Genomic DNA, 19,580 nt, shown 5'->3' on the forward strand with positions numbered 1-19,580 from the left:
CTTAGGTCCAGCCGAGAGATTTGAACAGCGGCAGCACTTGATCGAGGCTCGGCAGAATCGCGTCGGGGCGATAGTCCGGCAACAGCTGGCGGCCCGTGCCGCGATCGATCCACACGCAACGAAAACCCATGTCCCGCGCCGCTGTGTGATCAAGCATGGGGCTGGCGCAGATGTGCACCACTTCATCCCTTGTCACGCCCAATTGCTGATGAGCGTAGTCGAACAGCCGCGGCGCCGGTTTGTAGGCACCGGCCTGTTGCGCGGTGATCACCCGGTCGATATGACCACCGAGTTGCGCGACGTTGCCAGCGATGATGTCGTCGTCGGTGTTGGACACAATGCACAGCTTGAAACCCATCGCCTTGAGTTGCGCGAGGGTGTCGAGCACTTCGGCAAAGGGCGGCATGTTCGGGATGGCGGCCGCCAAGCGTTGACTATCTTCCGGCAAGCTCGGCAAGCCAAGTTCTTCCAGAGCCAGTTGCAGACCGAGGGTGCTCAATTCGCGGAAGGAACGGTGCGGCGGGGTTTGTTCGAGGCGGTGCTCGTGACGGTCGTAGACTTCAATCAGCTTATCGGCATCGATTGCGTGCTCGCCCTTCTCGCCGAGGATTTTTTCGACAACGGCTTTCAGTCCTTCGTCCCACTGAATCAGCGTGCCGTAGCAATCGAAGGTCAGCCATTGCGGGCGTGGCGTGTTGTTCAAGGTCATCGGTCAATTCCTCCAGAGTCAGGACTTCAGCTTATGAGCGCACGGTGATAGTGTGAAATTAAATAAACACGCGATCGTCATTCGCAAAACCACTATCAGGACCGTCGCCATGCTGGATCTGGAACTGCTGAAAACCTTCGTCTGTGTGGTCGACGAAGGCAGCTTCACCCGCGCCGCCGAGCGTGTGCACCGCACGCAATCAACGGTCAGCCAGCAGGTGCGCAAACTCGAAGATCTGGTCGGCCACCCCCTGCTGTTGCGTGACCGAAGCGGATTGAACGTTGCCGTCACCGAGCACGGCGAATTGCTGATCCACTACGCGCGTCGATTGCTGGCGCTGTCCGCTGAAGCCAGCCAAGCACTGGCCAGCGATGTCGACCTCGAAGTGCTGCGCATCGGCATGCCGGAAGACTTCGATGCGCGGCGCATGGCGCTGATCCTCGCCGGCTTCACCCGCAGCCACCCGCAAGCGCGCCTGGAAACGATCAGTGGCATGAGCCTCGACCTGCGCCAACGCCTCGATGCCAGCGACATCGACATCGCCCTGATCAAACGCGAACCCGACAGCGGCCCGGCATGGGCGACCTGGCCGGAGCGACTGGTGTGGGTCAAAAGCCCCGGGTTCGATACCTCCAGGGGCGTGCTGCCGCTAGCGCTGTTTCCTCAGGGTTGCCTGTATCGACAACGGGCGATCCGCCTGCTCGACGTGGCGCAACGACCGTGGCGGGTGGCGTTCGGCAGTCATAGCCTGACCGGGATTCAAGCGGCGGTGGCGTCCGGGCTGGGGGTTTCGGTGCTCCCGGTTTCGGCGGTTTTGCCGGAGCATGAGGTGTGTGCGGATTTGCCGGAGCTGGCGCCGACGGAACTGGCGCTGGTTAGTCGTGAAGGGGTTTTGAGCGGGTTGCAGCGGGGGTTGGTGGAGTTTTTGCGTGGGGAGTTGGGGGTGGATGCGGGGGGATTTGCGTGAGCCCCCCCGGGGTTTCTTATTCGGGTTTGTTGATTTCCCGGAGCAGGTCGGCGGTGGGGATGTTCATGGTGTTTGAGTAGTAGGGTTTGTAGCCGTAGGCGGTGATGACGACTTTGCAGGGGATTTGGGTTTTATTGGATAGGAGGTTGTTCAGCTCCGCTACTGACAAATGTCTTTCCGAACTCTGATCGCTGGAAGTTTCACTCATGAACGCTCGGGTGAAGTAAGAGAATTTGGCACTTTCGCTTTTTGTTTTCTCGGATCTGATCAATCCGTATGAGGAAAACCGAATGCCTTTGCCCACTGAGAAATCCTGATCGTCAGCCAAAGCGCATTTGAGCATGCCTGAGATCATTCCTTCCCGCTCGCCTAGTCCAAAAAGATCCAGAATATCAACATCAGACTGATATCTGATTACGTATAAAACAGACTGCTCTCTTTCAACTGACATGAATTTCAGGTGGGCGGCAGGCATAACATGGTCTTTGGCGCACCCTGAGCAAATAGCCAGAAACGCGCAAAGCAACGTCCTGTTCATGCTGGAAACTCCTTCATGATCGAGTCGAAGAGAAGATCACTCGCCGTTTTTCCCCCGGCGATACGCGCGGTGAACAATCCCAATGCATTCGCGTGATTGGTGTCAACATTGGTGTTCAATGAAGGTCCGCATGAAATTGTCCATTTCTCGCCAAAATCCGCGACTCCGTCTGATGAGTCTCTTCTGGATGGCGTTGCCTTGACGTTTATCCAGTCAAGAGCGACTGGATCGGGAGCGCCAAAGTAGATGTCTGAGCCAGCCCAGACCAAAGCCCCCTCACCCACCGGGTCAAGGGTAATTAACATTTGAACTCTGTAATTCCAATCCGACATCAACTTCGTCAAGTGCGCGCCATTCCACCCACCGAGGCTATGCCCAATGATGTAAACGGGACAGCTTTTATAGGGGATCAGACTTAGGACGTACCGCTGTATATCCTGCTTTCCTTTGACTTGGTTGTAACCCAACCAATCCGACTTGTATTTCCCTTCCCTCGCGAGCGTTAAAGCTCGCTCATCAAATTCCTTGCGCGCCTCTTGGATGTTTCCATACGGCCCAGAAAAGTAATAACTCTCCTTATCCCCAGCCCCACCAATAAAAAGCACAATCGCCCTGGTACTTTCCACCGGCACAGGCTTGGCACTGACATCCTTCTTGTCGGTCAGCACATGTTCCTTATGCAGCTTGTAAGTGTTGCCCTTCGCGCACGTTACCGTCTCAGCCGTCATTGCCTCACTCCTCCAGAAACAGCTTGATTGTTTCAGGCAGGTGCGAACTGACCTCATGGGTAAATCCGGCGGCATCAGAAACGCCGTGCTCCATGCGCCCGTCGGCGCGCTGGATCATGTAGGGGTGATCGGGCATCGGTTCACCGGTCACATCGTTGACCAGGTTCAACTTGTCGGTGAAGTGCACCGGCATCGGCAGGCGCCACGACTACGGTGTCGCCAATGATCACCGTGCCTGAACCTCCGATGACGACATTACCGTGGCCACCGGTGCTGTCCAGCGTCGCCGCGCTCAGGCCATTGATGAACACGGTGCCGGATACAGCGCCGCTGATCGCGCTGCCGCAAGCGGACTTGTCGGTCATGCGTGCAGCCGCCAGACCGTCGAAATTCACGTTCGGCGAGCCGCTGACGATCGGGTTGGTGCCGTGTCCTGGCAATGGACAGGCGGTCGGGTCGGTGACGCGGGCAGCGGGTTTTCCGCTCATGAACAGCTCCTTGCAATGTGTCGTGCAGATCCTTTGAGGCGCGCAGCATGCGTGAATTTGCCAAGCGCTTCAAATCTTCAGGCGAAAAAAAGGCGCTCACGGGAGCGCCTGTTTGTCCTGGCTCATTACGGATGTCTCACCGTGCCGGCGGAACCCGAATATCCCCCGCGCGGCACTGAGTCTTCACCCCGTTGCCACACGCGCCGAACTGCAAATCCTTGTCCAAGCACACCCGCACTTCCGACAGCTGCGGGCCGCTGCAAACCACCGCGATTCCATCCTCGGGAATACCCGGATTGGCCTTGCGAAACAGATCGACAATCTCCTGCGCTTCGAAGTAGTACGACGTCGAGCCGAACGGTTGCAGTTCCTGCGGAATCTTCACAGCGCCGAGAGCCTGATCTGACTTGTCGAGATAGCCCATCGCACCGAGACCGCTGCAGGTGCCGTGCTTGGACCATTCGTGATCGAGGAGTTTTTTCGTGGGGTACATCGTCAGGCCCTTGCTGGTTTCTGCCGCCGATAGCCTGATCAGCGGCGGACAGGATTCTGGCCAGCCGCCCTTGGCGTATTGCGGCCACAAACCGTGCAGGACAAACCCATAACCCTTGCCGGTGCATTGCGCGTCGTCCTTGTGCGTCAGACAAAAGGTCGGCGACCAGGACAGCGCCAGCAGGTAGTAGTCGAACACCCCTGCCACCGACTCCGCCTGCGCTTTGTTAGATGACGGCTGACGCGCCGAGCTTATGCCGATGCTACCGGCCGTCAGCGCAATCAGCGCCAGAATTGTAAACAGCTTTTTCATTAACCCATTCCTTGGGACGCCTGCGTCCGTGGTTTTCGTTGATGGCCACGCTTGGCCAGCGCTGATTTCGACACGTTTGTATTGCAAGCGCATGACGCAAGGCAAGGCCCTGCGCCGTGCAAAGGTCTACGCTGAACAGGCAGACATCCAACAAGGGAACCGACATGAGTAAAGCAGACGAACTCGCCGCCAGACTCAAGCAGACCCGGCATACCCAGGCTGATGCGGCGCTGGAAATCGATTGCTGGCCTGCTCAGGTGTACGACTTGTACCACCGCATCGAGGGCTGGCTGCAGCCAGTCACCGAAGTAGGACTGAAGATTCGCCGCAATCCTACGCACGTTTGCGAAACTTCGCCGGATGGCGAAGCCCGTGACTACGCCATCGACCAACTGGTGATCGAGGCCAACCATCACAGCCTGACGTTCGATCCGATTGCGCGGTTTACCGAGGATGGTTGCGGGCGTGTCGAAATCAAGGTGCCAGGGCGCGATCAGTCGTTGCTGCGCACGGTTGACGAGCATGGCGAAAGTCACTGGTGGCTGCAAACTATCGAGACCGGCCAGGAGCTGGATGCGATTGCGTTGACGGAAAACAATCTGCTGCAAGTGGTGCAGCAAGGGCTGGGCCTCTAACGGATCAACATTGACGGTGACAGCGGACTGGATCAACGGTGAGAACGTGGTTAACTTCGAACACGTTCTTCCCGCCCACTCCAGAGAAAAGTCCGACAGATGCCAACGACAAAAACCACATTCCTGCTCGGTGCATTGCTCGCGTTGCCTTTCACCGCTCAGGCAGCCGAACCGTCAACCCACCTCGACAGCATCCAGCAACAAGGCCAGTTGCGCGTCTGCACCACCGGCGACTACAAGCCGTACACGTTCAAGCGCAGCGATGGCGACTTCGAAGGCATCGACATCAGCATGGCCCGCTCCCTGGCCGACAGCCTCGGCGTCAAAGTGCAATGGGTGCAAACCACCTGGAAAACCCTGATGCCCGATATGCAGGCCGGCAAATGCGACATCGGCATGGGCGGCATCTCCGTCACCCTCGAACGGCAGAAAAAAGCCTACTTCAGCAACACCCTGGATACCGACGGCAAAATCCCGCTGGTGCGCTGCGCCGACCAGTCCAAATACCAGACCATCGACCAGATCAACCAGCCCAACGTGCGCCTGGTGGAACCGGCCGGCGGCACCAACGAAGCTTTCGTTCACGCCTTCCTGCCCAGAGCGCAACTGGCCCTGCACGACAACGTGACGATCTTCCAGCAACTGCTCGACAACAAAGCCGACGTGATGATCACCGACGCGTCGGAAGCGCTGTATCAGCAGAAACTCAAACCCGGTTTGTGCGCGGTGAATCCGCATCAGTACATGCAATACGGTGAGAAGGCGTACTTGCTGCCGCGTGATGACATCAGCTGGAAACTGTATGTCGATCAGTGGCTGCATTTGAGCAAGGTCACTGGCAAGTATCAGCAGACGTTGAGTGAGTGGATTGCGGTGCCGTCTCAATAACGGTTAATCGTCGTGCAGCGGTGACGGCGACTTTTCAGCTAACCATATAGCCTCGCGGTGACGGATAAGCGCTCCGTCACCGCGAGGTTCGCTTCAAGCCTTCACTTCAACTTTGTCCAACGCCTGATTCACTGCGATCTCTCCCAGCATCACTACCTGGGCGATGCCCAATAACGTCTTGCGGTGCGAGTTTTCCAGTAACGCGGCGAAGTCGTTGAGCATGGTGCTGGCCGAACCCAGCGATTCGCTGGCATTGGCCAACAGGGATTCGCTGTCGTACGCAGGGTTGGCGAGGAACATGCGTTCGGGCTGGTTGGTGGAGGCTTTGATGTGACTGGCGGGAGGCAGGTAGTAATCCAGCGCACGCTCGGCGGCGTCGTGGAGTTTTTTTGAGTCTGGGGATTTGTACGGGGATGCGGGATCGGTGTCCGGCGGATTGGGTGTGGGTTTGAACATGGGTGAATCCTCTAGCGCGATTACCAAAAGGAGCCATCACCCTCGCTACCAAACGAAGGGTGGCGGCCATACGCGGGTTGGTAGACCGGTCGCACTAGAACCCGGCGCCCACGAATGGACCCCACGCATGACCACCATGATATTCGAGCGCTGAGAAGCGACCTGAATCAGGTGACGCAATGCATCTAGACACGAAGCGGGCTACCAAACCCGATCACTGATTTCAGTGACCCAGGGACGATAGAACCCGCAGGCTAGACGCACAAGCCGGCGGATTCTGTCTTAGGTGTAGGGGGAGGCGCAAGACAACGTAGGCTTCGAATGACTTTCACTAGTCAGATTTAAACAAGCGCCCGCGTAACCGTTTAAACGGATATTGAAGGACAGAAAACAGGCAGATATACACTTCCTCCCATCAGGCCGAGCGCGTCGGAGCCCAGTTCAAACCACAAACAGCGCCTCGCAAGCCTTTGCTGGTTCGCAGACCTGATAAACTCTTGCGCCTTCGCCTTCATGATCCAGATTCCTCACATGTCCCTACAACCCGCCCCACTCTCCCGCCGTTTTTCCGTCGCCCCAATGATGGATTGGCACGGCTAATTCTACAGGCCGCTAAAGTCGCGGCCTCCAGCACCATCTAGAAACGCACGTACCATTTTCGTACCACCCCATTTCTTTTTCTCCCCCTGGCGGGACAAGCGACAGTCCTCTCGCATCATCGACACATACGCCAGTCGCTCCAATCCCAAGCACTTCCTACAAGCGTTTCCGCACGGGCAAAAGGTCCTGCGCGAGAGTGTCCCTTTATCATCTGCGTGAGTGAGCCCAGCGGCCATCGGCTGCGCCGCCTTATAGGAGATGCCGTTGTTCGGGAAAGGCATCGGAAAAAGGTAATTTTGGTAAGCCGAACGGTCAATCTTGCTGAGAGCCTTGATTTTACTGGGCTGCAAAAGATCGGCATGAAGTAATTTTTGAGTAATGTAGAAGTAAGGTAATTACCTTTTAAGGAAGTAATATTTGTTTTTGTGCATCCCTTCTAAATCAACCACTTGCAGCCACATTACCTTTTTCATTACTCAAAATTACTTTCCGAAGTAAGCCAGCAAAGCCAATGAATACGGGGCTTTTACCGGTGTTCCGATATTTGAATTACCACATTACTTTTTTCCGATGGCGTTCCTGAAAAACCCGCATCGAAAGGTTTCGTCTACCTGCCTCCCGCTTCGCCAGATCCGCCCTGTCAGACCCTACCCTTCGCAGGGATCCGCAGGCTTTTGGACCTTCGACGCCACTACTACAGCGCCCGGCTGTGGGGGCGCTTGGCCAGGTGCAGAACTGCGGAAAAAAAGACCCATTTAGCCCGCAGGCGAGGTGGGGGGACGACGGCGCGCGCCAGAGTTGGAAAAGGACTTCATGGGCGAATCCCGCGGATAAATTTTGATAAAAAAAAACCACCTAGAAGGTGGTTTCAATAGATATTAATTCTGGCAATCAATAGATCCCGTTATTCTCGCCAAGATTGAAAAGACCATCTAGACCTTTCAATAATACTGAATTATCAACAGGACACTCCAACTGATACTTTTCGGATATTGCTTTTACAGCCGACGCATACGGTTCAATCGCATATGGGGAAACAACAATTTTTTCCAAAAAATTTAATCCTTTGACCTTTACTGCATACGACTTGGCACTAGGAGAGTCTCGGCCCACCTTGAACTCTGAAGGTAAGAAATATGCACGCACTTCATTTTCATGAGCGAACGACATCCTTTTCATTACTGGCCCCAACCCAGACTTCACAAGATGGCGCAGACTTTCATCGGATGGCTCTTCGTAATCCGTATAGATCACCTTTGCAATTTTTATCGTCTCCGTCGATAACAATGCTTCTTGGAGCAGTTGAACGGTGGATTGTATCGCCACCCCCTTATGCCCCTCACCATAAAGTTTCCACATTGCTTCGGACTCAAATTCATTAGCATGCCAGCAGCTGACAACGTGTCCCTTGAACATATTAGTTACAAACACCGTAAAATTACGATGTTCCTCATCTATCGATTCTGCCAGCGACTCGCTCAAATCTTTTGACAATCTCAAATCTGCATCTTTCGGCATGGCCTTCAAAGCAGCTAAATCTTTTTTAATTCTTGAGTCAACAGGCACTAATTGACGAATTTTTTTTATAATCCGCAACGGCGGCATACCTTCGAACGGATCGCTGCGCGAATACTCATTCAAAGTGCTAAAATATAAGGTTTCCGAATCCAGCAAGTGAATATACTTATCTAAGGTCATGTACCGCCATATTTTGGTGTCTGGCCTCAGATCGCCCAACAAATCGATTCCCATCCTTCTTCTCCCTAATTACTACGCTAAGCAACCTTCAAATCTGACCTCCATGCCGAGATACTAGCTGCCTTGGTGTCCGAGATCATAGAGGCTTTCCTCAACAAGCAAAACTTTACACATCGTCTGAGTTGGCACCCACATCAGGTTTAAATGGATCCCTTCCCCCTCTTCAAAATTTTTTGGCCTTGCCGTAAATATGGTATACAAATCTATCGGTCTATCATCACCTATAAAATCGCACATCCACCGCCTACTACTTCCAACCTCTAAATAGCACTCATAAAAATAGCACTTTAGATATATTCGCGTAATTGATTCGATATACTCCTCCAGCAATGGAAGAAGATGAAACCTCTCAGCTTGAAGAGCGAGCTGCTTCTTAACTATCACCCCCCATTCCGAATAAGACTCTAATAAAGCGTCTCGATCAAGGGTTACTTCAATTTTTACCTCATTCTCCCTGACTGGCGAGTGATCCATGGTAAAGTGTAGAGGTGGCATCCCACAATGCTGAGTATAATTTCTAAGCTTATAAAAGAAGCCATATGAAAAATAGCTATCAAATTCCAACGCAGTATGCGCCTTGAAATTTGCGAGTTGCGAAGAATCCTTGCCAAACTTTCTTTTTATCGCCGTTTCGCGATGATCTAGGAAAGTACGAACACTATACAAAACATTTAGAAGCATTCTATTCCCGTACAGAATCAACCCTTCATAAAAGGCTGCATTAAGTACGTGATCAGCACCAGCCTGCTGATGAGCAACCTTAATCAAATTAGATATCAACTCTTGAAAGCTATCTTGCACACATTGAATCAACTCATATCCACGAGCAAACTCAGCCAAAATTTTGGTATGCTTTTTATAAATAGCTAGTTCCTCCGGCGTAACCTCTCTAATACCCGAAATACAGCCTTCTTTGAAAACCCCCAACTCCATCGGCAAAACCGTTGCATCAGTCACGGGCAAGCTCCACATGATTGTAAATCGTGAGATTAGTCCAAAGCCCTAAGGTCTGACAGGGATTTAAATCTAATCACCTCATCTCCCACCCAGTCATTAAGCTGCGCCATACGCGATTGTATTGGTGCAAGCTCGTTTTCCATCCAGACGTCTGTCGCCTCTTTTATTGATCCGAACCCGCCCGCATTCTGCGGAACAATCCCCATCAACTGCGGCGGAATCCGCAGGCTCGCCAGCACGTCATCCCGCGTCTGATTCTTGATCGAGTTAAATTCATCCTTCGCCGCCACCTCGCTCACCGGGATCAGCTGAATCCCGTCCTTTTTGCCGGTCGGCGAGTAAACAAACAGATTCCGGAAATTCCCCGGCCCTTTCGATTCCTTGAGTGCCTTGCGCAGCGCATCGATGTCCGCTTCTGTCTGCGCCGCATCAGTCATGTAAAGGATGAACCCAGCATGACTTCCGTTCTCGTAGTACTTGCGTCGGAACAGGGTTGCGGACTCATTCAACAACGCCGACTGCAAAGCGCTGATCCACTCCGGCAACCCATATATCTCCTGGTGCAAATCCGCCTCACGCAAATGAAAAATGCTGTCCGGCTCAAACGCGTGTTCATCCTTCCACCCTCGCACTTGGTAAAACTGCCCATCCGGCCCGGCGCGCATGTATTTGGCCAATGGCGTCTCCAGCTTCCGAACCCCGCCCAACCGCGAACGCCGCCCCTCAAGATACCCATTGCCCAAGCACAGAAAGTCCAAAGCAAACTGCTCAAACGAAGCCCGTGACAACAGCGGATGCGGGATAAACGTCTTGCTCAACAGGTTGCGCTTGAACATCAACCCTGAATGCAGATGCACACTCGCTCCCACCGACCGGGCCAGCCCATCCAGCGACAGTGGCGGCTCATACCACCGCCCGTTGAACCAGCACTCCAGATAGTCGAAGACCTCCCGACCACCCAGCACCGGCGTCGGCTCGCCGAAGGAAAACACCTGAGTCCCGGCGCCTGTAGCGGATGTGGTCGCGGGCAACGTCTGGTTGGCCATTTGTTCGGTCATCAGTAAATCTCCATACGCCCGGTGTTGGCAGTGGTCTGCCCCTCAAGCGGTTCGTGGTGCAATGCGTGAAAGAGTGCCCAAGCCAGGTCGGCGTGGCCGGTGTTGTCGTTTCTGCCGGCGGTGTAGGTGTACTGGCGCCCGCCGGCGGTGACCGTCTTGCGGATCGCCATCAGCGACTGGGCCATGTCGGTCCAGCCGGCATCGAATTCGAGCCGGCCCTTGTGGATCACGTCATACGCCTTGAGTACCAGGCGGGTTTTGACTTCGGGCGAGTAGCTGAAGGTAGTCACCGCCGGGAAGAACTGGCGCACCAGCTGGGCCACGCCGCTGCCCAGACCGGTCACGTCAATGCCGATGTAGGTCACCCAGTAGCGGTCGCAGACGCTCTTGATGAACGCGGCCTGCGCGGCGAAGTCCATGCCCCGGAATTGGTGGCGCTCGAGGATGCGGAATTTGCCACCGGGCACCAGCGGCGGCGCGACCACCACCATGCCGGAACAGTCGCCTGTCTCGGCCGGGTCGTAACCGATCCAGACCTGACGGTCGCCGAACGGGCGCATGGCGAAGGGCTTGTAGTCCTCGGCCCACTCGACCCAGCTGTCCACCATGCAGGACTGCAACAGGGTCAGCGGAAAGATGCTCGCGCCGTCGTCGACGAACTCGCACATGAGCAGGTTGGCGAACGCCTCGGGACTGTATTCGCGGCGCAGTTCCTCGATGTCGAACAGATCGCAACCGCCGCGTTCCGCGTCCAGGATCGTGACGATCTGCCGCCACAATCGATCCTCACAGAACCGGCCCTGCTGGAGCGCGCCGTGGGACACGTCCACCTTCGTATGCTGCGCGGCGGGCTTGCCCTTGTTGAAACGCTCGCCGGTCCAGAAGGTGTATGCCTCATGGGCCATGCTAGACGGAGTGGAGAAGTACGTTTTGCGCCACTTCTTGTGCATCGCCATGCCCGAGGCGACTTTGTTCAGTTCCTCGAACTTGAACGTCCAGAAGAACTCATCGAAGTAGAAATTGCCGTGATAGCCCTGGGCGGTACGCGCATTGGTACCGAGGAAAAACAGCTCGGCGCCGTTGGGCAAAACGATGGGGTCGCCAGTCAGTTCGACGCCGATAATCTCGCGGCAGAACGCCTGAATGTAGCCCCGAAACAGGTAGGCCTGGTTCTTCGAGGCCGACAGGAAAATCTGGTTGCGCCCGGTGTCCAGCGCATCGATGAACGCCTCGCGTGCGAAGTAGTAAGTCGCACCGATCTGCCGGCTCTTGAGAATGACGCGGGTGCGCTGATTGCCAGCCCGGTACCAGTCTTTCTGATAGTCGAAACAGCCATCGATGAAGGCCTCGCGCAGCAGCTCGATCTGGTCTTCATCAATCTCGTTTTTGACGGCCTTTTTCTTCGGCTCGGCGTTGCGCTTGGCAAGGTTCGGGTTCAGGTCGGTTTCGGTACCACCACCCTGAAAACGTTGAATCCGCGCCTGCCGCTCCAACTGCCGGTGCAGCAAATCAATCTCTTTGAAGTCGCCGCCGCTTTTTCCCTCCTTGAGGATCAGTTGCACCAACCGCGCTTCCAGTGCCCCGCCAATGCGTTCGACGTTGTCCGCCCGGTCCCACTCATCGCGAGCTTTCCAGCTGTGTAGCGTTTTTTCCTTTTCGCCCGTAGCCTCGGCAATCTCGCAGATGCGCCAACCCATCCAGTAGAGAAACTTGGATTGGCGGCGGGGGTCGATAGGCAGCAGTTCGGTCGTAGTCATGGCCGCGATGCTGCCGCCCGCGCCCGCGACTCAATAGCGCTGCCGCTTGTACCGCCCTGCCCTACAGTCCTGCCTCATTGCCGCAACTCGCGCGCGTCACGACCATGCCCTTCATCGCAACGCACTGCTCACCCAACAGCAGGCGCCCCAAGCAATGAGGATTTTCGGCATGAAGAAATTTCGCAGCAACTGGTTCCGCGTGGCCGTCGAGGGCGCTACCTCCGACAAGCGCATCATCAAACGTACCTGGCTGGAACAGGCTGCGAAAAACTTCAATCCGTCCACCTACGGCGCCCGCATATGGCTGGAGCACTACCGTAGCGTGATGCCGGACAGCCCATTCAAGGCCTATGGCGACGTGCTGGCTGTGAAGACCGAAGAAGTGGACATCAACGGGCAGAAGAAACTGGCGCTGTTTGCCCAGGTTGAGCCGACGTCCGATCTGATCGCCATGAACAAGGCGAAGCAGAAGATTTACACCTCCATCGAAATCGACGACAGCTTTGCCGATACCGGCGAGGCGTACATCGTCGGGCTCGCGGTAACCGACTCCCCGGCCAGTCTCGGCACCGATGTTCTGGCGTTCTCCGCGCAGAAGCCAGACGCCAACCCGTTCAAGGATCGCCACTATTCCGCGACCTCGATGTTCACCGAAGCGCTGGAAACCGAGCTGACCTTTGAAGAAATCGAGGAAAAACCAAGCCTCGGCGCTCAGCTTTTCAGCAAAGTGCAAATCCTGCTCGGCGGCAAACAGGCCAAGGATGACGCCGAGTTTTCGCAGATCAGCCAAGCCGTCGAAGCCGTCGCCGAGCACGTCAAGGACCTGCCGGACCAACTGACCGCCGAGAAGAAATTCTCCGCCGGCCTGAGCACCCGGCTGGACCAACTGAGCAAGGACTTCACCGAGTTGAAGGCAAAGCTCTCGAACACCCAAGACCACAACCAGAAGAAGCGCCCTCCGGTCACCGGTGGCGACAACCAGGTCATGACCGACTGCTGACAGCCGGCCCACCCACAGCCCCCGACCCACGAAGGACGATATTCATGCGTAACGACACTCGCGAACACTTCAACGCTTACCTGAGTCAGTTGGCGCGCCTCAACGGCGTATCCTCGACTGCCGCCACCTTCGCGGTCGATCCGACCGTGCAGCAAACGCTGGAAACACGCATGCAGGAATCCAGCGAATTCCTCGGCCAGATCGGCATCATCGGCGTCGATGAGCTGCAAGGCGAAAAAGTTGGCCTTGGCGTCAGCAGCACAATCGCCGGCCGTACCGACACCACCGGCAACGGCGTGCGCCAACCTCGCGACGTGTCGTCACTGGACAAGAAAGGCTACGAAGCCAAGCACACAGACTTTGACACCGCGATCCGCTACGCGCAGCTCGACGCCTGGGCGAAGTTCCCCGACTTCCAGGCACGCCTGCGCGACGCGATCCTCAAGCGCCAGGCCCTCGACCGCATCATGGTCGGCTTCAACGGCGTCAGCGCTGCCGCCACCACCGACCGCCAAGCCAACCCCCTGTTGCAAGACGTCAACATCGGCTGGCTTCAGCAGTACCGCAACAACGCCTCGGCACGCGTGCTCAAGGATGGCAAAACCGCCGGCAAAATCGTCATCGGCACCGGTGCAGAAGCGGACTACAACAACCTCGACGCGCTGGTGTACGACGCCATCGCCAATCTGATCGATCCTTGGCACCGCAAGGACCCGGGCATCGTGGTCATCCTCGGCAGCAACCTGGTGCACGACAAATATTTCCCACTGATCAACAAGGAGCAGCCGGCCACCGAGAAATTGGCAACCGACATGATCCTGTCGCAAAAGCGCATGGGCGGTAAGCAGCCAATCGAAGTGCCGTATGTGCCCGACGGCGCTGCACTGATCACGACGCTGAGCAACCTGGCCATCTACTGGCAGATCGGTGGACGCCGTCGCTACGTGAAGGAGGCGCCGGAAAAGAACCGCATCGAGAACTACGAATCCAGCAACGATGCCTATGTCGTTGAGGATTATGGCCTCGGCTGCCTGGTCGAAAACATCGAGCTTGAAGGGGCATAAGCCATGGCCAGCAGCCTCGCCAAGCAGCATTTCCAACGAGTCACTGCCGCCATTGAGGCGGCAGCGACCGAACCCACGCAAACCATGGCCGGCGCCACGGCCTACGAACATCAGCTCAACCAGTTGCTGCAAGATCGCCTGCGCCTGAAACAGGTGCAATCGAACCAGGGCAAGGCCGAACTCAAGCGTCAGCTGCTGCCCGAATACGTCCCCTATGTGCAAGGCGTGCTGGACGCTGGCCAGGGTGCCCAAGACGAAGTGCTGACCACCATCATGGTCTGGCGCTTCGACGCCGGCGACTTCACCGGTGGCCTCGACATCGCGCAGTACGTGCTGCAATACAAGATGGTCATGCCGGACCGCTTCGCCCGCACGCTGGGCTGTCTGGTCGCCGAAGAAGTCGCGACCGCCGCGTTCAAGGCGCAAAAGGTCGGCGAGCCTTTCGACCTGGCCGTCCTGCACCGCACCGCCGAACTGACCGACGCCGAAGACATGCCCGACCAGGCACGTGCGAAGCTGTTCCTCGCCATGGGCCGCGCAACACTAGAAGGCGTCACCGACGAAAAGCCCGGCCAACCCGGCCAGGTTCAAGCCGGCATCGACTTGCTGAAAAAAGCCATCGACCTGCACGACGCCTGCGGTGGCAAAAAGGATCTGGAGCGGGCCGAACGCCTGCTCAACAAACTTGCTGCCGCTGGCAGCTAACCGAGCGTCCCCACGCACCCCGCCGGCTCGGGGCGGATCGGCCAGGCTGCTCCTCCTGAACGTGAAGCCCCGACCACCGGCGACCTACAACAGAGCGCAGATCCATGAGCGGATTCGTAGCGGGCGGCAGCGGTACTCCGGCCCCCAGCGGCCACATCAACACCGACCCCTTTTGGCCATCGATCGACCTCGACGACGTGCGCGGCACTTTGCGCATCGACTCCAGCGTCACGCCGATCCGACTGGAAACCGCGACCATTGCCGCCGCCATCAGCGTAAACCGCGAGTTTGCCACCTGGCGCCGCGCCAAACAGGCCGAAGGCTACACCACCCTCGCGGACGTACCGGCCGAGCAGATCGAGGACAAATCTGAACTCGTTCACCTCTACCAACGGGCGATCTATGCCGCGACCGGCGCGGAGATTTGCGAGCGCTACCGTTCCTATGACAGCACCAACAGTGGCAACCAAAACGCCGAGGAACTGACGCCGAGCATCGACGAACTGCGCCGCGACCAGCGTTGGGCCGTGCGCGACTTCCTCGGTCTCGGCCGTACCACTGTGGAGCTGATCTGATGGCCGTCAGCATCCGCGCCCAACAAAACGACACCGTCGATGCCCTGTGCTGGCGTCACTACGGCCGCACCGCCGGTGTCACCGAAGCAGTACTCGAAGCCAACCCCGGCCTTGCCGACCACGGCCCGACCTTGCCGCAAGGCCTCCTGGTGCAAATGCCAGAAGCCCAAGCCGCCGCCCCGCAACGGCAAATGGTGAACCTATGGGACTGAACCGCCCGCACCGCGCCCTTGAACCCAACCACTCTGGATCATGGAATGAAACGCATGCCTGACCGTCCCGACACCTGGGCCTGGCTCGCCGCCTGGCTCGAACAGAACTGGCCCGCCATTTACTCCGGCCTGCTGGCCGTGATCATCGCAAGCCTTCGAGTGATCTATGGCGGCGGCACCGTGCGCCGGATGGTGATCGAGGCTCCCCTTTGCGGCGCACTCGCTCTGTCCGCGAGTCACGGGCTGTCGCTGCTGGGGATTCCAGCCTCGACTGCGCCGTTCTTCGGAGGCGTCATCGGGCTACTCGGCGTTGAGGGCACGCGCGCGGCTGCCAAGAAGATTTTCAACCGCAAGGTAGAACAGCTATGACCACACTTCGCCACGGTGACCGCTCGCAAGCGGTGCGCAATCTGCAAAAGAGCCTCAACCAACACGGCGCCAAACTGAACGTCGATGGTGATTACGGCGACGCCACGGAACACGCCGTGCGCGCCTATCAACTCAAGGTTGGTTTGGTGGCTGATGGCGTCGCCGGCAGCAAAACACTGAGCGCGCTCACTGGCACCGACTGCCAGCAGTTGCTAAAGAATGCAGACCTAGTCAACGCCGCCGAACGCCTCGGCGTGCCGCTGGCCAGCGTCTACGCGGTCAATGAAGTTGAATCGAAAGGCAATGGCTTTCTCGATAATGGCAAACCGGTGATCCTGTTCGAACGACACATCATGTATCGCCAACTGGCGAAAGTTCGGCACGAAGGCGACGACCCCGCCGCGCTCAAACGCCACGCTGATCAGTTGGCCGCAACCAACCCGGCCATCGTCAATCCGAAATCCGGCGGCTATGCCGGCGGCAGCGCTGAACACCAGCGGCTGTCGACCGCGCGCCTGATCGACGACACCGCCGCACTGGAATCCGCGTCATGGGGTGCGTTCCAGATCATGGGCTTTCACTGGCAGCGCCTGGGCTACAACAGCGTGCAGGAATTTGTCGCCGCCATGAGCGCGGGAGAATCGCAGCAGTTCGACGCGTTCGTCCGTTTCATTGAAACCGACCCGGTGCTACACAAGACGTTGAAGGGCCGTAAATGGGCCGAGTTCGCCAAGCTCTACAACGGACCGGACTACCAGCGAAACCTGTACGACATCAAACTTCAGCGCGCCTACGAACGGCACGACGACTGCGGTTGCGGGCAGGCGGTGGCGGCATGATCGACTTCAACGCGGTGCAGCGGCTGGATGTCCAAGACGGTGATCTGCTGGTAGTGCCAGAGAACAGCGATCAGCAGGACATGGTGCAGCTGCGCGACGCGCTCTGCATCCAGAACCCTCAGCGCAAAGTCATCATCATTCGCGGCCCGATCCAGCACATGGACGTCGGCGACATGAATCAGCTTGGCTGGTACCGGGCGTGAGCATCCTACGGCAGGCCTTGCTCGGAGTTGCATTGCTTGCAGCGCTGGGGCTGCTGATCTGGAGCCAAGAGCTGCGCATCAGCGGGGCGAACAAGGACACGCAACTGGCCGAGCAAGACGCCAGCCGCGCACGAGAACAAGCCGAACGCAACCTCGCCAATGCCAACGCGTTGCGCGACACCCTGCAACAGGAACGCAACGCCCAGACCACCCTGCGCGCGCAACAGGATCAACTACGCCAAGGCCTGGCAAAGCGCGAACTCACCATCGAGGCTCTGAAACGTGAAAACGCCGACCTACGCAATTGGGCTGCCCAGCCTTTGCCTGATGCTGCTCGCCGGCTGCGCGAGCGCCCCGCCTTCACTGGCGCCGACGCTTATCGTCAGTGGCTGTCCGGCCGTGGTGCCGTGCACGCTGCCGGCGACCAGCCCGCGCAGTAACGGCGATCAGCTCACCGACCAGGACCGTGTCGAAGCCGCTTGGGCAGACTGTGCGAGCCAGGTGGACATGGTTTACCAACACCAGCAGGCCCAACCATGAACAAGCCCGACAGCCTGAAAGCCCACCTGCTCGCCACGGTGGCCGAACTCAAGCACAACCCCGACCGACTGTTGATTTTCATCGACAACGGCAAGATCCGCTGCACCGCCGCGCAGTCGCTGTCGTTCGAGTACATCTTCGACCTGCAAGTCATCCTCACCGATTTCGCCGGCCATCCCGATAGCGTCATGTTGCCGCTGCTGGGTTGGCTGAGCGTTCACCAGTCCGAACTGCTGGAAAACCTGAACAAGGCCGCTGATGGCATTCAGTTCGAGGCTGACATTCTCGACAACAGCAAAGTGGATATGAGCCTGACGCTGCCGCTGACCGAGCGTGTGGTAGTGGGCAAGGATGACCAGGGCAACACAACCATTCGACATCCTGGCGAGCCGCAACGGGCTGCTGACTTTCTTGATCCGAACTGGATACCTGGTGCGCAGGGTACTGGTAGCGAATGGGTAGTGCCCAAATGACCAATCGACTGGAAGCGCTGGAAGACTGGGCAGCGGGGCTGCTTGGGCAGCTCGAACCGGCGTCGCGCAACAAGCTTGCACGAAGCGTTGGGCAGGCATTACGTCGCAGCCAGCAGCAGCGAATCATTGCCCAGCAGAACCCGGACGGCAGCGAATACGCACCGCGCAAGCAGCGCAATCTGCGTGGTAAACAGGGTCGGGTGAAGCGGAAGGTGAAGATGTTTCAGAAGCTGCGCACCGCCACGTTTTTGAAGGTAAAAGCCGACGGAAGCACTATTAGAGTTGGGTTTACAGGACGCATCGCGAGAATTGCTAGAGTGCATCAATTTGGACTAAAAGATCGCGCGGAACGCGACGCACCGGACACCCGGTATGAGCAGCGGGAATTACTAGGCTTCACCGATACAGATCTAGGATTAATTCGAGACGCTTTGTTAACCCACCTGATTGATCAATAAGCTTCTATTCTCAATATTGCCTCCGCCGTGCAATGCTAACGAAATAATTGTACGAAAATGGAGAGTGGAGTTGGAAGAAGCCAAGATAGTCAAAGCGCTTTGCCCCCGCTGTAAGGGAGAAAGGAAATGCGTAGAGCACGGCTTTGTAAGCGTCCCCTGGGAGCTAGGAGACGAGGTCAACTACAACTGGGGCAACGACGAGTCGAGACTCCTACAATGCTGTGGTTGTGAGACTGTTTTCCTCCACATCAAAAGCTGGGACAGCGAACTGTTCGAAATCGAATACGATTACATCAAACGTGATCAGGTGCAGGTCCCCATTGTAAGGGTGACAACCTTCCCAGCTATTGAAGTTGAGGGAAACCGAAAACCTGATTGGATTTGGGAGATTGCACGTGTCGACCCGCAGCTTCACAGAATTCTTGATGAAACGTATATGGCTTTTGAGGCTGGGTTGCTCATCTTGGCAGCAGTTGGCTTGAGGACAGCGTTCGACCGCGCCACCGAAGCATTACAGATTGACCCTGGCCATACACTGGATGAAAAAATACGGAAGCTCAAAGAACGGGGTTTCATTGGAGAAACTGAAGCATCGACTTTGGGAGTCCTCGCAAATGCGGGAAGTGCGGCAGCCCACCGCGCCTGGTCTCCTACCGAAGCAGAGTTTAAACCCCTACTTGCAACACTAGAGCATTTCCTACAGCGCACCGTGGTCAGTGGTAAATCCGCTCTGAGCATCGCGGACAAAATCCCTCCTCGCCAACCACGACCGAAGAAACAATGAAAATTAGTGGTATT

Annotated in this window: 24 protein-coding genes and 2 pseudogenes; 16 read left to right on the forward strand and 10 right to left on the reverse strand. The window is 56.9% G+C overall.

Annotated features, from left to right (window positions below):
• Position 1: 1 nt before the first annotated feature.
• Complete coding sequence (locus tag LIS66_RS17440; RefSeq protein ID WP_042609084.1) at positions 2-709, reverse strand: haloacid dehalogenase type II; 708 nt, start codon at positions 707-709, stop codon at positions 2-4.
• Between the two features lie 109 nt (positions 710-818).
• On the opposite strand from LIS66_RS17440, the gene LIS66_RS17445 reads away from it, so the two are divergent.
• On the forward strand, positions 819-1,676 hold the full coding sequence (locus tag LIS66_RS17445) for a LysR family transcriptional regulator (protein ID WP_227972680.1): 858 nt from the start codon (positions 819-821) through the stop codon (positions 1,674-1,676).
• Positions 1,677-1,692: 16 nt separating this feature from the next.
• Here the strand turns inward: LIS66_RS17445 and LIS66_RS17450 are convergent, their stop codons facing one another.
• The 4 genes and pseudogenes from LIS66_RS17450 to LIS66_RS17465 form a co-directional block, all read right to left on the reverse strand.
• On the reverse strand, positions 1,693-2,214 hold the full coding sequence (locus tag LIS66_RS17450) for a hypothetical protein (RefSeq protein WP_227972681.1): 522 nt from the start codon (positions 2,212-2,214) through the stop codon (positions 1,693-1,695).
• A complete protein-coding gene (locus LIS66_RS17455) occupies positions 2,211-2,942 on the reverse strand; it encodes an alpha/beta hydrolase (protein ID WP_227972682.1) in 732 nt (243 codons plus the stop codon). The genes LIS66_RS17450 and LIS66_RS17455 overlap by 4 nt, the downstream gene beginning before the upstream one ends.
• Positions 2,943-2,946: 4 nt before the next feature.
• Positions 2,947-3,430: pseudogene (locus LIS66_RS28015) on the reverse strand (PAAR domain-containing protein).
• A gap of 136 nt (positions 3,431-3,566) precedes the next feature.
• The gene (locus LIS66_RS17465; protein ID WP_227972683.1) at positions 3,567-4,235 is read right to left on the reverse strand and encodes a ribonuclease T2; all 669 of its coding nucleotides are present in this window, start codon (positions 4,233-4,235) and stop codon (positions 3,567-3,569) included.
• Between the two features lie 164 nt (positions 4,236-4,399).
• Here LIS66_RS17465 and LIS66_RS17470 point away from each other — a divergent pair, with 164 nt between their 5' ends.
• Entirely contained in the window at positions 4,400-4,870 is a 471-nt protein-coding gene (locus tag LIS66_RS17470) for a hypothetical protein (RefSeq protein ID WP_042609078.1), read from the forward strand.
• A gap of 99 nt (positions 4,871-4,969) precedes the next feature.
• Positions 4,970-5,758, forward strand: a complete 789-nt coding sequence (locus tag LIS66_RS17475) for a transporter substrate-binding domain-containing protein (RefSeq protein ID WP_227972684.1) — start codon at positions 4,970-4,972, stop codon at positions 5,756-5,758.
• A 93-nt stretch (positions 5,759-5,851) separates the two neighbouring features.
• Here the strand turns inward: LIS66_RS17475 and LIS66_RS17480 are convergent, their stop codons facing one another.
• The 5 genes from LIS66_RS17480 to LIS66_RS17500 all read right to left on the reverse strand — a co-directional run bounded on the left by LIS66_RS17480 (position 5,852) and on the right by LIS66_RS17500 (position 12,344).
• A complete protein-coding gene (locus LIS66_RS17480) occupies positions 5,852-6,214 on the reverse strand; it encodes a DUF6124 family protein (protein ID WP_042609076.1) in 363 nt (120 codons plus the stop codon).
• A 1,491-nt stretch (positions 6,215-7,705) separates the two neighbouring features.
• Positions 7,706-8,566, reverse strand: coding sequence for a DUF2971 domain-containing protein (locus LIS66_RS17485; protein ID WP_227972685.1), 861 nt, complete (start codon positions 8,564-8,566; stop codon positions 7,706-7,708).
• Positions 8,567-8,626: 60 nt separating this feature from the next.
• Entirely contained in the window at positions 8,627-9,529 is a 903-nt protein-coding gene (locus LIS66_RS17490) for a hypothetical protein (protein ID WP_227972686.1), read from the reverse strand.
• Between the two features lie 32 nt (positions 9,530-9,561).
• Complete coding sequence (locus tag LIS66_RS17495; RefSeq protein WP_227974526.1) at positions 9,562-10,575, reverse strand: phage portal protein; 1,014 nt, start codon at positions 10,573-10,575, stop codon at positions 9,562-9,564.
• Between the two features lie 11 nt (positions 10,576-10,586).
• On the reverse strand, positions 10,587-12,344 hold the full coding sequence (locus LIS66_RS17500) for a terminase ATPase subunit family protein (RefSeq protein WP_160769722.1): 1,758 nt from the start codon (positions 12,342-12,344) through the stop codon (positions 10,587-10,589).
• A gap of 169 nt (positions 12,345-12,513) precedes the next feature.
• On the opposite strand from LIS66_RS17500, the gene LIS66_RS17505 reads away from it, so the two are divergent.
• The 13 genes and pseudogenes from LIS66_RS17505 (at position 12,514) to LIS66_RS17565 (ending at position 19,566) form a co-directional block, all read left to right on the forward strand.
• Positions 12,514-13,344, forward strand: coding sequence for a GPO family capsid scaffolding protein (locus tag LIS66_RS17505; RefSeq protein WP_227972687.1), 831 nt, complete (start codon positions 12,514-12,516; stop codon positions 13,342-13,344).
• Positions 13,345-13,388: 44 nt separating this feature from the next.
• The gene (locus tag LIS66_RS17510; RefSeq protein WP_227972688.1) at positions 13,389-14,408 is read left to right on the forward strand and encodes a phage major capsid protein, P2 family; all 1,020 of its coding nucleotides are present in this window, start codon (positions 13,389-13,391) and stop codon (positions 14,406-14,408) included.
• Positions 14,409-14,411: 3 nt separating this feature from the next.
• Positions 14,412-15,113, forward strand: coding sequence for a terminase endonuclease subunit (locus LIS66_RS17515; protein ID WP_227972689.1), 702 nt, complete (start codon positions 14,412-14,414; stop codon positions 15,111-15,113).
• A 104-nt stretch (positions 15,114-15,217) separates the two neighbouring features.
• Positions 15,218-15,688: a head completion/stabilization protein gene (locus LIS66_RS17520; protein WP_227972690.1), complete on the forward strand. Its 471-nt coding sequence runs from the start codon at positions 15,218-15,220 to the stop codon at positions 15,686-15,688.
• Positions 15,688-15,900 (forward strand): tail protein X, encoded by a 213-nt coding sequence (locus tag LIS66_RS17525; protein WP_160769727.1) that lies wholly within the window; start codon positions 15,688-15,690, stop codon positions 15,898-15,900. Before LIS66_RS17520 ends, LIS66_RS17525 begins: the two co-directional genes overlap by 1 nt.
• Positions 15,901-15,945: 45 nt before the next feature.
• Positions 15,946-16,269, forward strand: coding sequence for a phage holin, lambda family (locus tag LIS66_RS17530; RefSeq protein ID WP_197047888.1), 324 nt, complete (start codon positions 15,946-15,948; stop codon positions 16,267-16,269).
• Positions 16,266-17,108 carry an N-acetylmuramidase domain-containing protein gene (locus LIS66_RS17535; RefSeq protein ID WP_227972691.1) on the forward strand — a complete coding sequence of 281 codons (843 nt, stop codon included), beginning with the start codon at positions 16,266-16,268 and terminating at the stop codon, positions 17,106-17,108. The genes LIS66_RS17530 and LIS66_RS17535 overlap by 4 nt, the downstream gene beginning before the upstream one ends.
• Entirely contained in the window at positions 17,105-17,311 is a 207-nt protein-coding gene (locus LIS66_RS17540; RefSeq protein ID WP_227972692.1) for a hypothetical protein, read from the forward strand. Before LIS66_RS17535 ends, LIS66_RS17540 begins: the two co-directional genes overlap by 4 nt.
• Positions 17,308-17,751, forward strand: a complete 444-nt coding sequence (lysB, locus tag LIS66_RS17545; RefSeq protein ID WP_227972693.1) for an Rz-like lysis system protein LysB — start codon at positions 17,308-17,310, stop codon at positions 17,749-17,751. The genes LIS66_RS17540 and lysB overlap by 4 nt, the downstream gene beginning before the upstream one ends.
• A pseudogene (gene lysC / locus LIS66_RS17550) lies at positions 17,666-17,851 on the forward strand (Rz1-like lysis system protein LysC); the annotation flags it as partial. The gene lysB and the pseudogene lysC, both read left to right, overlap by 86 nt.
• On the forward strand, positions 17,848-18,324 hold the full coding sequence (locus tag LIS66_RS17555) for a phage tail protein (RefSeq protein ID WP_227972694.1): 477 nt from the start codon (positions 17,848-17,850) through the stop codon (positions 18,322-18,324). The pseudogene lysC and the gene LIS66_RS17555, both read left to right, overlap by 4 nt.
• Entirely contained in the window at positions 18,321-18,782 is a 462-nt protein-coding gene (locus LIS66_RS17560) for a phage virion morphogenesis protein (RefSeq protein WP_227972695.1), read from the forward strand. Before LIS66_RS17555 ends, LIS66_RS17560 begins: the two co-directional genes overlap by 4 nt.
• Positions 18,783-18,852: 70 nt before the next feature.
• Complete coding sequence (locus LIS66_RS17565) at positions 18,853-19,566, forward strand: DUF4145 domain-containing protein (protein ID WP_227972696.1); 714 nt, start codon at positions 18,853-18,855, stop codon at positions 19,564-19,566.
• The last annotated feature ends 14 nt before the right edge of the window (positions 19,567-19,580 follow it).

Source organism: Pseudomonas sp. HN2, assembly GCF_020736465.1.
Taxonomy (GTDB): domain Bacteria; phylum Pseudomonadota; class Gammaproteobacteria; order Pseudomonadales; family Pseudomonadaceae; genus Aquipseudomonas; species Aquipseudomonas moraviensis_A.